6 protein-coding genes and 2 pseudogenes are annotated in these 19368 nt (G+C 57.5%); all 8 read right to left on the reverse strand.

The genetic code is table 11. The features are described 5' to 3' along the window. Positions 1 to 270 precede the first annotated feature (270 nt). Entirely contained in the window at positions 271 to 1698 is a 1428-nt protein-coding gene (locus tag WHZ77_RS29630; protein ID WP_375311183.1) for an alpha/beta hydrolase family protein, read from the reverse strand. Positions 1699 to 1769: 71 nt separating this feature from the next. Further along, positions 1770 to 5675: a condensation domain-containing protein gene (locus tag WHZ77_RS29635; RefSeq protein ID WP_375311184.1), complete on the reverse strand. Its 3906-nt coding sequence runs from the start codon at positions 5673 to 5675 to the stop codon at positions 1770 to 1772. Positions 5676 to 5694: 19 nt separating this feature from the next. Next, complete coding sequence (locus WHZ77_RS29640) at positions 5695 to 8163, reverse strand: amino acid adenylation domain-containing protein (RefSeq protein WP_375311185.1); 2469 nt, start codon at positions 8161 to 8163, stop codon at positions 5695 to 5697. A 109-nt stretch (positions 8164 to 8272) separates the two neighbouring features. After that, positions 8273 to 13753, reverse strand: a pseudogene (locus WHZ77_RS29645) (aminotransferase class III-fold pyridoxal phosphate-dependent enzyme); the annotation flags it as partial. Positions 13754 to 13803: 50 nt separating this feature from the next. Beyond that, on the reverse strand, positions 13804 to 15711 hold the full coding sequence (locus WHZ77_RS29650; protein WP_375311186.1) for an amino acid adenylation domain-containing protein: 1908 nt from the start codon (positions 15709 to 15711) through the stop codon (positions 13804 to 13806). A 399-nt stretch (positions 15712 to 16110) separates the two neighbouring features. After that, positions 16111 to 16263, reverse strand: a pseudogene (locus WHZ77_RS29655) (DapH/DapD/GlmU-related protein); the annotation flags it as partial. A 389-nt stretch (positions 16264 to 16652) separates the two neighbouring features. Beyond that, on the reverse strand, positions 16653 to 17972 hold the full coding sequence (locus tag WHZ77_RS29660; protein ID WP_375311187.1) for a glycosyltransferase family 4 protein: 1320 nt from the start codon (positions 17970 to 17972) through the stop codon (positions 16653 to 16655). Next, positions 17956 to 19269, reverse strand: a complete 1314-nt coding sequence (locus tag WHZ77_RS29665) for a nucleotide sugar dehydrogenase (RefSeq protein ID WP_375311188.1) — start codon at positions 19267 to 19269, stop codon at positions 17956 to 17958. Before WHZ77_RS29665 ends, WHZ77_RS29660 begins: the two co-directional genes overlap by 17 nt. Positions 19270 to 19368: the final 99 nt, after the last annotated feature.

The following is a 19368-nucleotide window of genomic DNA, read 5'->3' on the forward strand; positions in this document are numbered from 1 at the left end:
GCCCGGAAAGCTCTTCTTGCCAGCCTCGAACGCGAATATCTCCACGAGCCATGGGAGGTGTGCCTTCCCATGGAAGAACGAAGTTACAGGTCAAACTTGACGTCGGCCGACGATCATCAGGATATCGTTCGTTCCAAGTATCCGGGGATTTTCGCTCCATTTTGGTTAATCCCACTACCGCCACTGCGGATGCTGTGTTCGAGATAATTGTGCACGTGTCTTTGCCGACCACCCAGTTGCCGGCATTTGCAGAGATGTTTCCAGCCGGGACTACGGCTTGGCCTCGACATGAGATCTTGCCCTTTCGAAGCGAACGTCCGTTCCATTTGAATCCGGTTCATCTGCCAACGGACGGGGATTGCCCTTCAGGTAGAACTCGAAGAACGCAAGGGTGTGTTGGCCGATCGTGCGGGCTGCTCTCTCCGGATCGATGCTCCCGGAGCGACTGAAAAGACGCAACGGGGACGAAAATGCATAATCGGAAAAGTTGAAATGCTTCGCTCGATCGATCGTCAACCAATACCCACCGAACGTGGAAAAAAGCTCCCTGGCTTGAGCAAACTGTTCCCAGTACAGCTCCTTCTCGCGACGCTTCGCCGGACTAATATCGGTAGGATAAGGCGGTGGGCGTGGGTCGACCTCGCTCATGAAAAACAATGGGGCAATCGCACCGCTCTTCAATGATTCCCCCGCCATCAAACCATCCATGTTGAGGCATGCCTTGAATCTCCGGTCGAGCCAGCAGGTCTGCGCCGCAACTCCCCCTCCCAGGGAGAAACCGAATATCCCAACGTGGTCAAGATCGAGACGATGCGCGATCGGATCCGTCTGGTCCGCGGCATCGAGCCGCTCCAAGGCACTCAGCACAAATCGGGCATCTTCCGCTCTGTTGCGCACTTCCGTTTCGGCTGTCTTCAGAAACCGATTGAAGGAGGCGTCCGTCCTGAAAAACTCTTCGTCCAACAGCCTGCTTATAATCACACGGCCATCGGGAAACACAGTAGAGAAGGAACTGTAAGGATGGTCTATTCCGACCACCACATAACCTTGGCTTGCCAACTCCTCGGCCAAATGGGTGTTTTCGGTTCTCATCCCGTTCCACGATGGTACATATAATATGACCGGATAGCGCCCGTTCGACCCCGCGACAGCAGCGTCAACGACAGAATGCGTTCTCACGAGCGAAAAGCGCGCGTTCCAGAACGTGGTGGTGGCTCTATCCTGGTAAGCTGCCCGTCTACCCTTGGGTGTCTCATCAGCCGGATACCAGATCTGCACCATCAGCTCTCGCGGAAAGTCGGGCTGGGCCAATTCCACGCGACTTCGGTCGACCAGATGTCGAATGCTGGTACCGACAGCGTAAGGGCCCCTCGGTGCTGGAAGTTGGAATACAGGGAGACTCGTACTCAGGAGAATGCCGGCACCAATGCAGCACAATCCGATCGACGCGACGATATAATGCGTCTGGATGTCCATCGTCCGCTGAGGCGCCATTTCCTGATATAGGCAGGCCACGAACGTGAAATAGATCGGGGCCATCTCCCACCGGGGCCCTTCGAACTGGACATGAAACGCGAAGATTGGAATGCATAGGAAAGGAAGATAGGCCAGCCAGGGATAATCGTTGCGATACGGCGAAAGTGCGTAAATGACATAAGCGATCAGCACGATGCCCGAAGAAAGCTCCCAAATGCGCATCGGTCCGCCTCCTCGCGGTCAAGTCGCGCGGCAGCCCTTTTCAGGCTCAGAATCCACGTCGACCGCAATCGCTAGCCAAGATATTCCTTCAGCCGTTCCGCTACTTTCGAAACATGTGGCTCGTGCATGAACGACAGATGGTCCCCGGAGACGTAGTTGACGCTCACGCCCTTCAGTGCGACCAGCTCCCAGCCCAAAGATTCATTGAGGCTATATTCCGGATCCCGCTCGTCGACCCGGAAAAGGACAATCCGCGCCGGGATTGGCGCAGGTTCATACGATCTCGCCAAAGCCTTGAACATCGTCTGATTGTCGCGCAGTTGAACCGGCATCGGCCGGTTTGCTAGGCGAGCGAAACGCCGTGTGAGCGTCCACAATCGCAAATGTAGGTTTTTTCTGACAAAGAAGAATGCGCTTGAGAGAGCGACGTCGACCCGGTGGTCCGCTATCCTGCGATAGTATCGCCTCGCGCGATCAACGCACCGAACGCTCCAGAAACGGCACCATTCCTTGAAAGGCAGGTGCCTATAATATCCCCTATTGCCCGTATCCAGCATCACAAGGATGGGCACTTCCTCCCCTTCCTCGATCAACTGCTTCGCCATCTCGAATGCGACGACTCCGCCGAACGAATAACCGCATATCCGATATGGCCCCTTCGCCTGCAGACGCCTTATCTCGCTGTTGTACAATCTCGCCAGCTCATCGATGGTCATCGCCTTCTGAGCGCCGTCGAGCTCTGGCGACGCCAGTCCGTACACCGGCTGATCGTGAGGAAGCGCCTTGGCAAGCTCTTCATAGCCAAGCACATGGCCACCACCACCGTGTACACAAAAGAGGGGCGCTCTTGTCCCGGACGCCCGAAGAGGAATCAAGGACGAGCGCGGGCCTTCATCCTCCGCAGTTATCGCGGCGGCGATCTGCTCGATGGTGCGGTCGACGAGCAACTTTGAGAGATCAATCTTTACGCCGAACTCTTTCTTTATCTCGCCGATCAACGATGCTGCCAGCAGCGAGTGCCCGCCCAGATCGAAGAAATCGTCGCTGACCCCGACTTTTGGCAAGTCGAATAGCCTCTCCCATATGGCCGCCAGCTTAGCCTCGCATGGATTGCGCGGCGCAAGATAATCTGTCCGCCCCGACGAGGCCGCCTCGACCGACATCGACGGTCGCGGGACGAGCGGCGGCGTCAGATCAACAATCCGCTTGTCTGGATTCCTTGCAATCTCTTCGAGTATCGATTGATAGAACGAGAGAATGTTACGTATCGATGTAGCTTCGAACAAACCTCGATCGTATTCGAGGTTCAGCCACACGCTCCCTTCGCGCTCGATAATCGCGAGTTGCAACTCGAACGGATTGCCAACGCTGGTCGTCGGAATCGGTGTAATGGCCAGGCCGCCCGCGTCGCGACGCTGAAGAAATGCCGACTGGTAGAGAAAGTAGAATTGAAAGAGAGGGTTTCTACCACGAACGGACCGCATTTTGAGCTTTGTCATAATGCTTTCAAACGGAAAGGCCGCGTGGTCGAGTGCATTCATGATCAGCTGGCTGGCGTGCCTCAGCGCATCGCTCAGTTTCTCCTGACCACCCAGATTGAGCCGAATGGCGATCGGTCCCGAAAACGGCCCGATGACATTCTCCGTCTGGGTGCTTCGGTTTGCACTTGGGGAGCCGATCGTCAGATCTTGCTGACCGGTGTAGCGCTCCAACAACACCGCGAATGCCGCCAAGGTCAGCATGTACATCGTTACGTTTGCCGCGCGGCTCCGGTCCTTCAGCTGCTCGGTCAGATCGGCAGGCAAGCAGAGCCGTTCGATCGCACCGCGGACCTGCTGGCGCTGTCCCGGCGGTTGGTCGGTCGGAAAATCCAACACGGGAAGCGGCCCTGTGAGCGACTGCATCCAGTAAGCAAGATGCCCATTGGCTTCTTCAGAGTTAAGCCAATCGCGCTGCCAGACCGCAAAATCAGCGTACTGAATTGGTATGGGCGCAAGGACAGGCTGCCGGCCCGCTACGAGCGCTTCGTACGTCACCCAGATCTCTCGCTGTAGAATACTTTGCGACCAACCGTCAGAAATGATGTGGTGTACGGTGATTGCGAGCACGTGGTCCTCAGGACCGAGACGAAGCAAGAGCGCTCTTGCAAGAGGTCCACGTTCGAGATCAAACGGCTCTTGTGCCTCTTCGCGCAGAAGATCCCCGACTTCGAAATCCGCCTGCTGCGACATCTCGCTCAGATCGGAGAAGTGAAGCTCGCAATCTGTGCGGCTCGATATGATCTGCTTCAGTTCGCCTTCGGCCTCCCTGAAGGTCGTACGAAGGCCTTCGTGCCTCTCGACGATTGACGTCAGGCTCTTTTGGAGAAGGTCGATCGAGAGTGGGCCTGCAATTCGAACCGAGGCAGGCATGTTGAATGCGGCGCTATCAGGCCGCAACCTCGATAGATTCCAGAATCTGAGTTGACTGACGCTTGCCGGCAGCTCGCAGCTGTCATCCGCAAGCGGCGATTCCTCTGGCTCTGCCAACGATACGACGACCCCTTCGTGCGCTGGCGCCGTGGATGGTTCCGAATCGGCAGGATGGACGGCAGTCAGTGTGGAAAGCTTCAGGGAAGAATCCACGGCGATCGCTTGAAGAACCTGCACCATGCCTTCGACCAGCAGATTTGCCGTGGCTTCGGTGTAGAGATCCGTGTCGTACTCAAGCGACAGGCGCCACCCTTCAGCCCTTTCGACGAGGAAGAAGTTGAGATCATAGAGAGCTCCCGGAGACTTCGACGGGATCGGCGAAACACGCACTCCTGCAAAATCAAACTCGGAATTGACGGCGCCGCCAAATGCGCGCTGGCAGACGAAATTGACGGAGCAAAATTGCCCGTTTCGCGGTCTATCGTCCTCCGGTAGCTCAGCGATGACACTCTCGAATGGAACAACCTGATGACCGAGTGCATCCCATACCTCGTCCCGGGCATGAGCAGCCAGTTGGTCAAATCCCGGGTCGCCCGAAAGATCGAGCCGCAGGGCGATCTGGTTGACAAACAGCCCTACCAGATTCTCAAGTTCGGTGAGGCTTCGGCCCGCGAGCGGAGTCCACATCGCGAGATTAGTCGCGCCGGTATGTCGGTGGAGTATTACAGCGCAAGCCGCGAACGCAGTGCTGAACATCGTTCCGCCGTACTTCTCGTTGAACGATTTCAGGTCATTTGTCATGTTCTTCGGCAGCAGGCGCGAGACGATCGCTCCGTTCGTCGTTGATCCGCCGCGATGATGCACCGTCGGCGCCAGCCTGACCGGCCGGTAACCCCGCAACTTACGCTTCCAATAGCCAATTTCACGATCCCACGCTTCTTCCGCACGTTCCGCGCTCCAGATCACATAATCCGGAAATTGAATGGGAAGCGCAGGCAGCTCGGCCGCCCTGCACTCGGCGCGAGCGGTATAGAACTCCTTCAGCTCGCGCAGGATGACGCTGATCGACCAACCATCGCAAATGATGTGATGGAGTGTCAGCATCAGCACATACCGAAGCTCATCGACACGGAGCAGGGCAACGCGGATCAACGGCCCCTTTTCGACATTGAATGGCCGGGTCGCTTCGGCCGCACACATCCGCTCGATCTCGGCTTCTTTTCCTGACGCCGGTCGATTCCGGAGATCGGTAACCGGGATGAGCAACCTCAACGTAGGGGAAATCAATTGACGGACATCACCGTCAATCCAGGCGAAGGTGGCTCTGAGGACCTCGTGCCGAGCCACAATCTCGTTGAAACATTGCTGCAACGCCGAAGGATCCAAATGACCTTCCAGACTCCAGCGAAATGAAGCGTTATAGGCCGAATTCCCGGGCCGCTCTTCGTTTTGAAGCCAGATTCGCTTCTGCGCAGGCGAGACCGGAAACGCGAAGATGTCCTCATCCGCTCGGACCGAGGCGCCTGAACTGCCAAGTCCTCCTTGCATGGGACTCAAAACGGGCATGCGGACTCCATTCTCGCTGTTAGTCCTGAGCCTTCCTGCCCCGGGAGACTTCGCGCCTCACGCGATACATGCCGCGCTCCACCGGAGTTATTACGTGCGACGCCACCGGTTGATCTCTATCGAGTTCAGCCAAGACCCCGGCAATTGTACGCTGTTGAAGCACCAACTTTGGCGTGATCGGTAGACCAGCCTTAGCCGCGCGAGAGGTTATTTGGAAAACGTGAAGCGAATCGGCTCCAAGCTCGAACAGATTGTCCGTCGTACCGACGACATCGAGCTTCAGTATTTCGCAGACGATCTTTGCGAGGCTTTGCTCCTGCGAGGTCGTAGGTGCAACGTATTCGCGTCCCTGGCTCGCCACGTCGGGATCCGGCGTAGGAAGTCGGCTCTGATCGACCTTGCCGTTTATCGTCAAGGGGACGGCATCGATGGCGACGCACGCGTGCGGGATCATATGCGCGGGCAACTTGTCCAGAAGATGTTGCCGCAACTCCGCAGGTGTAACGTGCTTCCCTGGCTTGGCCACATAATAGGCAAAAAGCCTTGCAGCTCCTCCATCGTCCTTGCGCACGACGACCGCCGCCTGCTGCACCCCGGGATGTTCGACCGAGGCGACCTCGATTTCTCCGGGCTCGATCCGAAATCCGCGAATCTTGAGTTGCGCATCGGCGCGACCCAGATATTCGATGTCGCCCGTCGATAGCATCCGGGCGAGATCGCCCGATCTGTACATCCGCGCGTTCGGACCCGTGGCGAACGGATCAGGAAGGAAGCGCTCTGCAGAGAGTTCAGGCCGGTTCAGATAGCCGCCTGCGACGCCGGCCCCGCCTACATAGATTTCACCAGTCACGCCCGGGGGCACCGGACGCTGCTTCGCATCCAGCACATAGAGACGAAGGTCGGGTATCGGCGTTCCTATGAGACTACGGGCCTCTCCCGACACATCGGTCGCGTTCAGCAGCCGATAGGTTACGTGCACCGTCGTTTCAGTGATGCCGTACATGTTGATCAACTGCGGACTGCGATCGCCATGGCGATCGACCCAAGGACGGAGGCTCGCAAAATTCAGCGCCTCACCGCCGAAGACCACGTATCTAAGCGACAATGGCTTGAGAAGACCCTCCTCCTCCACCTGGATCAGCTGATAGAATGCAGCCGGCGTCTGATTGAGAACCGTGACTCTCTCGTCAGCCAGCAGGTTGTAAAAATCCTGCGGCGAACGCGTGACGAGATACGGCACGATGACCAGACGTCCACCGGTCAGGAGGCAGCCCCAAATTTCCCAAACCGAAAAGTCGAATGAGGAGGAGTGGAACAGCGTCCACACGTCGGTCTCTGCGAAATTGAACCAATGACTGGTCGACTTCAGCAGCCTCACGACATTGTGGTGGTTAACGACAACACCCTTCGGCTTCCCGGTAGACCCGGAAGTGTAGATCACATAGGCAGGAACGTCGGGACGGGACAATGACGGCAAATTGGTCGAATCCTCCAGGCCGATATCGAGCCGTACCTTGTCGACACAAATCACCTTTGTTCCGCTGTTCGGCAGTTTGCCTTCGAGCGTGGCCTGGGTGAGCAGGACAGACGGTCTCGCGTCATCGACGAGTGTGGTCAAACGCTCGATAGGATAGGACGAGTCGAGCGGCACGTAGGCGGCCCCTGCCTTGAGGGTCGCCAGCATCGCTACGATCATCTCGACCGATCGTTCGAAGCTGGTCGCCACCATCGACGACGGCTTGACTCCCAGTCGCTGCAAATAACGCGCGAGCTGATTTGCCCGCGTGTTGAGCTCATCGTAAGTCAGGCGGGTATCGCCCATCTGCACGGCAATACTGCCTGGCATGCGGGCGGCCTGCCGTTCGAACATATCGACGATCGACTCCGTCGCGCTCGCATCAATCGAATTCGGATTCAGCCTTGCAAGCACCGAAGAGGTCTGCTCGCGGCTCATGAGCGTCAGGTCATCGACGGCTTTCGACGCATTGGAGACTGCATCGAGCAAGAGAGCTTCATAATATCGCATCCAGAGCGATATCGTGCTTTCGTCGAAAAGGTCGGCATTGTAGTCGCAATCGATCATCAGACCCTGATCGGACTCGACTACGTTGAAGAAGACATCGAAAATTACGGAAGCCTTTGGGTTCGGCTCGACCGTCGTTTTGAGACCCTCAAATCGAGCACCCGCTCCGAGGCGCTCGAGATTGAACTGGACCTCCATGAGCGGCATCCGCGCGGGATTGCGGGGGACGCCGAGCTTTCTCACGAGGGTTCCGTAAGTATAGGTCTGGTGGTCATACGCGTCGAGCAAAACTCGCTTTGCATCGCTCAGAGTTGCCGCAAACGAGGCGTTCGGGTCGATGCGAGTTCGAAGGGGGAGGAAGTTGACACAGTGGCCTACGAGATTTCCGTTGTCGAGCAGACTCTGCCCCGCCGCGGGAATGCCGACAACAATATCGGTCTGGCTGCTGAGCCGATGAAGGAGCACGTAAAATCCCGCAAGCAACGTCGCAAAAAGCGTACAACTTCTTCGCGCCAAGTTGCTTGATCCTGGAGTAGGACGCTGCGTCGACGTGATGCCGAGCCGTGGCACCCGTGTGCGTCTTCACCGACGGCCGCGGGCGATCGGTTGGCAGCGCCAGTTGCTCGGGCAAGTCACGGAACTGATCAAGCCAATATCTTTCAACATCAGCATTCTTGCCGGCATCTTGGAGCTCGACTTGCTTGCGGGCATACTGGGAGAAACGCGCCGCCACGGGAAGATCGGCATCCCTTCTCCCAGCCTTTGCCGTGTAGAGCCTTGCCAGCTCATCGACGAGCAGATTGGTCGACCACCCGTCGCACACGAGATGATGGGCCGTAATCGCCAACTGATAATGGCCTTGTTCTAGGCGCACGATCTCCGCACGAATCAGCGGCCCCTTGACGAGATCGAAGGGCCTTCGCGCGTCCGCCGCCAGCGTGCGCCGGTATTCGTTCTCGCGCTCGGACGGTTCAAACGAGGTCAGGTCTCGCACTGGCACGTTGAGCCGTAATTGCGGCTGGACATGCATGATGCCACCATCCGCATCGACGGTGGAACGAAGGGCCTCGTGTCGCTCGATCAGTTCGTTCACGGCCTCGCGCAACAAGCCAATCTGCAAATCGCCCTTCAGGCTGATGCTGAACGACTCGTTGAAGGCGGAGGACGCGTCACTCCCCAAGACAGCCGCGAGAAATATTTCACGCTGCGCTTCAGTCAGAGGGATCTGCTGTGGCCCTGCGGGAGCCGGATCTTCCAGTCTGGAAACGGCCGCCGTGGAAGACACGAGATTCCCCGCCGTTGAGAAGAAGTCGCCCTCGCGCATCTCGACCGCGCTGGCCCTGAACGCGCTTACAATGCTTTCCATGTCCTCATCGCTGTGCGACGTGGTCATGAAGCAGGGGAAACCCTCCCGAATATGAATGCCTTTGTCGCGAAGGTAGAAATAGTAGAGGCTGGCGAGCCGCTCGGAGGCCGGGAAGCTGAAGTAAAAGAAACTCGCGAACGTCTCGATATGGGTCGGAACCTGCTCGGCCTGCAGGACCTCGTTGAGCCGATGAACGAGCTCTGAAGTTCGCTTGTTCAATTGCTCCTGGAGAGCGGGCCCATGCTCCTTCAAATGCAGCAAGACAGCGTGCATTGCCGCAAGGACGAGGGGATGACGCACGAACGTTCCTGCGAAGAACGTGACGCCGACCTCAGGATAGGAATCGTCTCCAAACTGCCAGGTTCCGCCATCGAGAGCATCCATGAAACGGCGTGTGCCGGCCAGAATACCCACGGGCATGCCACCCGCTATCACTTTTCCATAGGTCGCAAGGTCCGCCTGGATCCCGAACAGCGCCTGACACCCACCGGGATGGACGCGGAATCCAGTGACGACCTCATCGAAGATCAATGCGGCGTCCGATTGTGTCGCAATCTTCCGGAGCTCCTTCAGGAACCCAAGCGGTTGTAGCGCGGGGTGACGGCTTTGAACGGGCTCAACCAGAATCGCCGCAATATCGCCAGCGTTTTTCCGGATCCATTCGAGAGACTCGTCTGCCCCGTAGTCGAGGACGACCATGTTGGACACGCTTTGCCGCGGGATGCCGGGCGCGATCGGGAACGCAACTGGTTCACCGGCTTTGTCCCGGAGGCCTTTGACGAGAACTTCGTCAACCAAGCCATGATAGTCGCCATTGAACATGACGACTTTGCTACGGCCCGTTACGGTGCGGGCAACACGCAAAGCTGCGAGAACTGCCTCCGACCCCGTGTTGCAGAACGCCATGCGTTCGTTGCCGGTCATCTCGCAGAACATCTTCGCGACTTCGCCGGCTAGCGCGCTTTGCGGGCCGGTCTCAAAGCCGGCATGCAGCTGCTTTTCTATAGCGTCCTGGACGAACGCGGGACGATGGCCGAGCATGATCGGGCCGAAGCCGTTTACAAGGTCGATGTACTCGTTGCCGTCGATATCCCAGATGCGAGACCCCTTGGATCGGTCCGTGACGATCGGGTAGACCATCTCCTTCCACTGGTCGCGGAAGCCAGAAACCACACGGGGGTCAGCGAGCACGCCACGGTATTTTTCAGTAAAACTCTTGGACTTCCCGGTGCGCTGCGTCACCCGCTCGATGAGCCCCTTGAGCCGACTCTTTTGCGTTGCCGTCAAATCCTGGGACACTCCAATCTGCGGCGGCTTGTATGGACCGTGAGCCCTGCCGACGTCCGACCGGGTGATCTCCTGGGCAACGACAGCCGGCGCTGCCTGCGGGACTGGCGGCAGAGGAACAATTGACGCGCTAGAGACCACCGGGACCGCAGTTTGCGCGACTGCGACCTGCATCGTCTCAAGCTGCTTCGCGAGTAATTGATTCATCGCCTGCAGTTGATCTCGCATGAGCTGCCCTACCGCGTCTCCAGCCGGGGACGACGGGGTACCTGGCGCAGCAGATGCAGGTCGAGATTCTTGCGCTGCGACGGAGGCAGCCGCGATGGCCGTCACGGTACCGGTCTCATCTGGACGCCTCGGAGTGCTTGGCGGTTCGCAAAACGCATCAGGCGCCAGCTCGCCCTGGACATAGTTGGTCAATGCCGCCAGGCTCGATATGTCATTGAGCAACTGCCGGAACGTGATCTTGATCGCGAACTTCTCCTGCACGGCCTGCGCGAGCTGCGTGAGGAACAGAGAATCGAAGCCCAATTCTAGAAATGTCATCGAGCCATCGGCCGAGGCGACGTCCACTCCGGAGAGTTCGTGCAACAATTCAGCAATCGCGGTCTGAATTTTGGACGAGCGAGCCGACAGCGACATCAAAGCTGACTGCGATCCATTGTTGGGCGCCATGTTCGCGACTTCCGTTTCCTGTGTAGACTGAAAATTGCGCACGTTGCGATCCGACCCTGAGGCTCCTGCGGCTGATGTCGGATCTTCTTCACCGATCGCCTCTGGGACCGTTTCGAGCCAATAGCGCTTTCGTTCGAACGGATAGGTCGGCAATGGAACGCGCAGACGGTGCTCGCCATTGTGCAAACCCTTCCAGTCCGGCCGAACTCCGCCAAGCCATAGAGCGCCTACGGCGGATAGGAGCGCTTCGACATCGCGCCCACCGGAGTGTTGATCTGAAAGCGAAGACACGATGATCTGGTCTTGCGGGCCGCCGTGCTGCCGCGCAAGCGTAGCCAGGACATTCCCTGGTCCCACCTCCAGGAGAACCGCTTGTGGATTCTGCCGGATCGCCTGAACAACGGACGAAAATCGGACCGGCTCGCGCGCATGTCGCGCCCAATAATGAGGATCAGTTGCGTCCTCGTCGGTGATCCAATCGCCAGTAACGCCAGATACATAGGGGATCCGAGGCTGGCTCAGCTTCGTCTCGGCGATTGCCTCCGCCAATGGATCAACGAGAGGATCCATCATCGCAGAATGAAACGCGTGAGACGTTACCAACCGCCGACAAACGACCTTCTGATCGCCCAACTCACGCTCAAGGTCGGCGATCGCTTCAAGCGGGCCTGCAACCACGCAAAGCGAGGGAGAGTTGACCGCCGCAATCGAAAGGGGCCCGCGCAGAATGCCGCGAAGCTTCGCCTCTGGTAGCCGGACCGAGAGCATGCCGCCGGCAGGCAGCTGCTGCATCAAACGTCCCCGCACAGCAACGAGCTTCAGCGCATCTTCCAATGACATGACGCCCGCAAGGCATGCTGCGACAAACTCACCGATGCTGTGGCCGGCCATCGTTGTTGGCCGGACACCCCAACTCATCCAGAGTTGCGCCAAGGCGTATTCGACTGTGAAGATGGCCGGTTGCGCGATGATTGTTTCGGTTACGGCGCGATTTGTCTGATCATTCGCTCCCTCTGGCGGATATAACACGCTTCGAAGATCGACCCCAAGGTGCGGGACGAGGATCTCGGAACAACGGTCGACGACCTCCCGAAAGATCGGCTCGGCTGCGTAGACCTCACGCGCCATGTCGACGTGCTGCGAACCCTGCCCAGGGAACATGAAGCAGATCTCGGGCGTGTCGTACGGCTTGGATCGTGTCTGTACTCGTTCCCGCTTTGACAATGCGAGGACGGCTTCATCGACCTCTCCTGCCACCACCATCCGGCGGCAAGAAAATTCGCGCCTACCCTCCTGCAAGGTCCAGGCGACGTCCGCAAGGTCGAGCCCAGGATGCATCCGCAGATGCTCTGCTAGATTGTCGGTAGCGCTCTCGAGGGCGGTCGGCGAACGCGCGGACAGCACCAGCAGCTGCGATGATCTGGTCGAGAGTGTCGGCTCTCTCTGTGGCGCCTGCTCAAGCACCAGATGCGCGTTGGTTCCACCGACGCCGAAAGCGCTCACGCCCGCTCGTCGCGGACCATCGCCGCAGTTCCATTCCGTACGCTCGGTGATGACCCTGAACGGGCTGCTCGCCAAATCGAATTTTGGATTGGGACTCTTGAAGTGCAAAGTCGGCGGGAACACACCGTGTTCCACGATGTGAGAGGCATTGATCAATCCCGTTACGCCGGCAGCGATATCCAGATGCCCCACATTGGTTTTGGCTGTTCCAATTGTGCAGAATTGCTTGCGTCCAGTAGAGAGACGAAATGCTTTGGTCAGGCCAATCAGCTCTATCGGGTCGCCCATCGGCGTCCCTGTTCCGTGAGCCTCGATATAGCCTATCGTATCCGGGTCGACATCCGCCGCCTCATGCGCCATGGCAATGACGCTAGTCTGCCCTTCCACACTTGGCGCCGTGTAGCCGACCTTCGCCGATCCATCGTTATTGACGGCGAAGCCACGGATGACGGAGTGGATTTGATCGCCATCGCGGATCGCATCGTCGAGTCTCTTCAGCAGCACAACACCAACGCCGCTTCCGAAGACCGTCCCTTGCGCGGCCGCGTCGAAGGCCCGACAGTGACCATCAGGTGAGGCCATGCCCCCTTCCTGATACTGATATCCGCGCTCCTGGGGAAGGGTGATTGAAACGCCACCCGCCAGGGCCATATCCGTCTGGTAGGTCAATAGCGATTGACACGCCTGGGTCACCGATAGCAGCGATGTCGAACAGGCAGACAGCATGGTGAAACTTGGTCCGCGCAGGTTCAGCTTGTACGACACGCGGGTTGACAGGAAATCCAGGCTGTTTCCCATCATCTCGACGTAGTTCGAGACCTGGTAACCGGAGGTAAATTTCGCGATGAACCCCGGCGTCGCACACAGCCGTGAGAGAAAATACGAAGAAAGACTGGATCCGGCATACACGCCGATCAGGCCAGGATACGACTCAGGTACGTAGCCGGCGTTCTCGATCGCCTCCCAACAGCATTCGAGAAATAGACGCTGCTGAGGATCCATCAATTCGGCTTCGCGCGGATAAATCCCAAAAAAGTCCGCGTCGAAAAGTTCGATGTCGTCGATAATCGCCCGAGCGTTCACAATACCCGCGCCCGCCGCCGGCGCGCCCTGTCCAGGTCCCTCCGGCGAGGCAACTCCGAAGCGAGAGATCGCCTCTACCCCATCCAGCTGGTTCCGCCAGAACTCCGACACGCTACGCGCGCCGGGAAACCGTCCCGCCATTCCGATGATCGCTACGCCTTGCGCAGCCTCACGCTCTGCATTCCCATCGCTCACGATGCATCTCCGATGCGGAATGGCCGCTTTCGGCCAAACGCTGCGCGTTGCCTTTGTGCTCTGGACCGCGCGTCCGCGAGGCCCGCCTGCCGCGCGGTGCTCGCACTCAGATGCCGCGCGAGACCGCGTATCGTGGTGAATTCGAACAGGTCGGTAATGGGAATATCGAGCTGCAGCTCTTGTTGCATCCGAACATGAACTCTCGCGAGCAGGAAGGAGTCTCCGCCAACATCGAAGAAATTGTCGTCGATACCAACCGCCTCTGTACCTAGAGCCGTGCACCAGATGTTGGCGATCTCTACCTCCAAGGGCATCGACGCACGTACAGGCTCGACGTGAGCCACTCGTTGGGGCGCAGGAAGAGCGGCACGATCGATTTTGCCATTCACCGTCAGTGGGAAGGCTTCGAGCATTTCGTAAGCATAAGGCACCATATGCTCGGGAAGGCGCGACTTGAGAAAGTCACGCAAGTTCAGCGTGGAAGCAGATGCAGACGGTTTACTGACAATATAAGCTACGAGCTTCGGCTCGCCCGGCTGGCCGTCTCTTCGCGCCATGACGACGGCCTGCGCAACGGACGGATGATCCGCAAGCGTAGCCTCGATCTCCCCCAGCTCTATCCGGTAGCCGCGAATCTTGACTTGCAAATCACCCCGGCCGAGATATTCGACATCTCCCTCCTCCGTGGCGCGTGCCAGATCGCCGGATCTGTACATGACGTTCAGCGGCCCGGCTGCAAACGGATCCCGAACAAAGCGTTCCGCCGTCAACTCCGCGCGATTCAGATAGCCCCGCGCCACGCCAGCGCCACCGACATAGATCTCTCCGACACTGCCCTTGGCGACGGGCCGCATTTCCGAGTCGAGCAAATAGAGCTTCAGATCCGGAATAGGAACGCCGATCAGGCTTCTTGTTTCGGCTTGAGCGTCTATTGCCGTGACGGGCCTGTAAGTCACGTGAACGGTCGTTTCCGTTATCCCGTACATGTTGATTAGCTGTGGCGTCTGGTCACCATGACGCTCGAACCAGGGACGGAGATTTGCGAAATTGAGCGCTTCGCCGCCGAAAATGACATAGCGAAGTTTCAATAATTCAACGACGCCGGATTCTTCGAGTTGGACCAGTTGATAGAATGCGGCCGGCGTCTGGTTGAGTACGGTGACCTGATCCACGGCCAGCAACCGATAGAAATCGCTCGGCGAGCGGGCTACCCAGTGCGGTACACAGACCAGCCGACCTCCACTCAGCAGGCAGCCCCAGATCTCCCAGACCGAAAAATCGAATGCCGATGAGTGAAACAGGGTCCATACATCGCGCGGCCCGAAATTGAACCAATGCGCAGTCGAGGTAAAAAGGCGGGCTGCATTCAGATGGGTGACCATTACCCCCTTGGGCCGGCCCGTCGATCCCGAGGTGTAAATCACATACGCAAGATTATCTGGCGAAGCGATCTCCTCCAATCGATCCGGGCTCTGCTCGTCGATCTCGCGGCGGTCCCGATCGACGCAGATGACCGTCCCGCAGTCTCTCTGTCCTAGCCTCCCGGCCAACATTTCCTGTGTCAGGATCGCAGACGGGTTTGCATCGGCGAGAATCATCGAGATTCGTTCGATCGGGTAGGACGGATCGATCGGGAGATAGCCAGCACCCGCCTTGAGGACGGCAAGCATTGAAATGACCAGGTCAAACGACCTGTCAAAGCACACAGCAACCAGACTATTGGGCTTCAGATCCAGGTTGCGCAAAAGGCGTGCAAGTTGGTTCGAACGCTCGTCGAGTTGGCGATACGTGAGGCATTCGTCCCCGAGCTTGATCGCGACGTTATCTGGCGTTTGAGTTGCTTGCCGTTCGAAGGACCGGCACAATGGTTCAAGACGGAACGGCGCACTTGCCTGCGTTTCCATCCCTGTCACCAGCGAGTCAGCATCTGGCCACGCCATATGTACAATCGCCTCTTCGAGCCAGTCTCCGGGAAGAAAAAAACCGAGACGGCGTACTAAAAAATACAAAAAATCTTGGTGGAATATAATCGATCGGGACTTAATAGTCAGCTTGTTTGCGATTTCGCCCCGATAACATGGTCTCCTTGGTTAATTCGCAATACTGTCGCGTATTTCATAGCCGCCTTAATCGACGAACGCGCTGCTCATGAATTCATTATCTCACTCGATATTTTCAGATCGATGAAGGGCCAAGTCAGGCGCTCGCGCATGGCCATCCTCATTTCGACTGATTTGATGCTTCCTTCCCGAACTTTCGGCGCACGTCGGCGCTCGGTTCATCACGTCAGGAGGCACGCCTGTCTTGAGAACCCTCGCAGGGTTTCCGGCAACGATGCAGTGCGCCGGAACATCCCTCGTGACGACACTTCCCGCACCGATGATCGCGCCGTTTCCGATATTGATCCCACCGACAATGATGGCCTGCGGTCCGATCCATACATCATCGCCAACAACGGGGTATTCCGTTACGCGCCCTTCGGGTGTGATTCTGTCCTTGCGGCCGATCACGACGCTGTTGAACAAGGTTACGTTCGAGCCGATGACGGCATCGCGGTTCACAACCAGACCCCAACCATGCACGATAGTAAGACCGGCGCCGGCACGAACCACCGAGGGCATATCGATCCCCGCTTTCGCCGACGCGAAGCGGTGCAGCACTCTCACCAGTAGATTTAGAGCTGAAGAATGCTCCGCGCTCCACTGACAGAGCCTCATGGTCAAGATTGGCCGGAAATTGCGATTGAGCAACGCAAGCGCAAACACCGAACCGATCGAGGGAGTTCTGCCCTTAACGCGGTAGGCGTCTGCTTTGACCTTCGTCCAAAACGAGGGCATGGCCCAACTCATTTTCTAGATGCAAGCGGACTCAGTAGTCGCCTCACCAGGTTTCCGGGCACGAGATCAGCGCCATGGCTACTCGCAACTTGCCCTCTGGATTGACCATGCACTGCCAGACCACCCTCGAAAAGGACTTCGTACGCATTGAGGAGCTTCGGCTCCTCATGCGGCCAGGCGAGCTGCTCCATGACCCTAGCCCTTCCGAACTCACCAAGTTGCTTCCGGCGCTCCGCGTTGCTCAGCAAATCAAGTATCTTGACCGCGAAATCGATTGAATCATTGGCCGCTGCGTAAAGCGAGGCGTTCTGCGCCGTATACCTGCCCTCCGTGAGATCGAACTGAACGATCGGCTTCGCAAGCGCCATGTATTCCATGATCTTGTTCATGGTCGACTTGTCATTCATCGCATTGCATTCGTCCGAGTTTACGCAGACGTCCGCTGTATTGAGAATCCTGAGCAGTTCGTCGTCCGAGACCCTGCCATGGAATGTAACGTACTCGTCTATTTCCAGCTTGATTGCGAGTGCCTTGAGCCGCTCGAGCTCGGGCCCGCCGCCTGCGATGCAGAATTGGATGTCAGTGCGCTTCAGATCGCGGACGATGTGCCTCACTGCCTCAAGAAGATAGTTGATCCCTTCCTGTGCACCGATCACTCCAACGTAGCCGACGCAATACGCACGCCCCTTCCTTACGGATGGATCTGGAGGAACGATCCTGAGCCGCTCCAAATTTGGGCCGGAACGCACGACAAAGACTCGAGAGGGGTCCATCTTGCCACGCTCAAGGGCGATCGAGCGGTAAGAGAGATTGGTCGCTAGCGAAATGTCCGAAATAGCGAAAGTGCAGCGCTCAAGGGCGACCACGACTCGATAGAGCAGATTGCGTTTACCGAACTTCGCTTCAAACAACTCGGGATTGATGTCGTGGTGGTCGAAGACGAACTTCTTTCCAAGAAGCAGTTTGAAGAACCCTCCGATCAGGAAAATCAAATCGGGGGGATTGCACGCGTGAATGACGTCGAAGCCCCGCTCGAAGAGCACACGCCATGCCAGCAGGAACTCCCAGAACAACGCAACAGCGTACTCGACGAAGTAAAAGGAGACGCTGCGCGCTTCAACGATGGGATGCCGGTAGATGTGAACGCCATCGATGACTTCGCGGCGAGCCGACGCTCCGTGTCCCACTGGACAGATCACGCTGACCTCGTAGCCGGCCTTGACCAGAGCGGTGGCCTCGTTCCAGACTCGGCGGTCGAACGGCACCGGAAGATTCTCGACGATGATCAATATTCGTCTTGGCCGCAATGATTTACCAGCTAATACCATTGTAATTTCCTACTAATCGAGAGTGATCCTTGATGCGGACCAGATCAACGACAAATTGACCAGGTCGCAGGCGATCACCGATCGTCCGAAATTCAGGATCGGCATTCCCAACGACTATGATTCCACCGTGCGAAAGAGCTTCATCCAGGGTCTCGACGAGCAATGACGAGACATGTGGGATCATGCGCAGAAGATAATCCTTGTTGGCGCCTACCAGCTTGGACAAGCTAATGTTGCGGTCGAAAATGCGGATGTCGTATCCCTTTCCGATCAGTCGCTCGACTATCTCAAGGATGGGGCTCTCACGAAGATCGTCCGTGCCGGCTTTAAAGCTCATGCCCAGGATACTCACGGGCCGTTTTTCGAGTTGGACGATCATCTCGAAGCCGCGACTTGTTTGGCGTTCGTTGGAAGGCAGTACCGCCCCTAGCAGAGGAAGATCAAGGTCCAGAGATTTGGCCTTGTGCACCAAGGCTCGGACGTCCTTGGGCAAGCACGAACCTCCAAACGAGAAACCGGGCTTGAGGTAATAGCTGGACAGGTTCAGTTTGGTATCTCTGCAGAAGACGTCCATCACTTCGTGGCTGTCGATGGAAAGGCTCTTGCAGAGAACACCAATCTCGTTGGCAAAGGCGACCTTCACCGCGTGCCAGACGTTGTCGGAGTATTTGATCATCTCCGCCACTTCGATCGACGTTCGAATGATCGGCGCCTCGATCGGGCCATAGAGCGCTTCCAGCGCGCTGGCAGTCCGATCGTCCTCGACGCCGATCACGGTCTTGGGTGGCGCGAAAAAATCCTCAAGAGCTGTCCCTTCACGGAGAAACTCCGGATTCGAGCCAACCCCGAAATCGACACCTGCCTTTTTGCCGCTCGCCTTCTCAAGCTCCGGAATAATGACATTCCGTATGGTGCCGGGCAGCACAGTCGATCGGATAATCACCGAATGATATGAGTCTTTTTCGGCAAGTGCGCTACCGATCTCGGCACAGACGAATCTTAGAGCGGCAGTGTCGAGATCGCCGTTCCGCTTGCTCGGCGTTCCAACGCAGATAAGCGACAAATCAGTTCCGAGCACGGCATCCCGCGCGTCGCGGGTTGCCCTGAGCTGCCCGTTGGAGACTGCAGCAGAGATTTTCTCGCCAAGGCCCTTCTCGATAACGGGCGGCTTGCCTTCATTTATCAGGGCGACCTTGGCCTCGGCGGGATCAACCCCAATGACGGAATGGCCGAACGAGCTGAGACATCCGGCCGTTACAGCCCCAACATACCCTAACCCAAAAACACTGACTCTCATGTTCAAATCACTACTAAATAAATCGATCCGCCAAAGTAATTATCCCATTTAAAATACGCCGGGCAACAATTAACGCAACATGTTTAATTAGTGAACCTT

Origin of the sequence: Bradyrhizobium sp. A5 (assembly GCF_042076515.1) — a bacterium.
Classification (GTDB): domain Bacteria; phylum Pseudomonadota; class Alphaproteobacteria; order Rhizobiales; family Xanthobacteraceae; genus Bradyrhizobium; species Bradyrhizobium cosmicum.

Coding starts and splice junctions, on each gene's coding strand:
- WHZ77_RS29660 (WP_375311187.1), bottom strand. CDS start 17,972: ATGGTATTAGCTGGTAAATCATTGCGGCCAAGACGAATATTGATCATC.
- WHZ77_RS29650 (WP_375311186.1), bottom strand. CDS start 15,711: ATGGAAACGCAGGCAAGTGCGCCGTTCCGTCTTGAACCATTGTGCCGG.
- WHZ77_RS29665 (WP_375311188.1), bottom strand. CDS start 19,269: ATGAGAGTCAGTGTTTTTGGGTTAGGGTATGTTGGGGCTGTAACGGCC.
- WHZ77_RS29630 (WP_375311183.1), bottom strand. CDS start 1,698: ATGCGCATTTGGGAGCTTTCTTCGGGCATCGTGCTGATCGCTTATGTC.
- WHZ77_RS29635 (WP_375311184.1), bottom strand. CDS start 5,675: ATGCCCGTTTTGAGTCCCATGCAAGGAGGACTTGGCAGTTCAGGCGCC.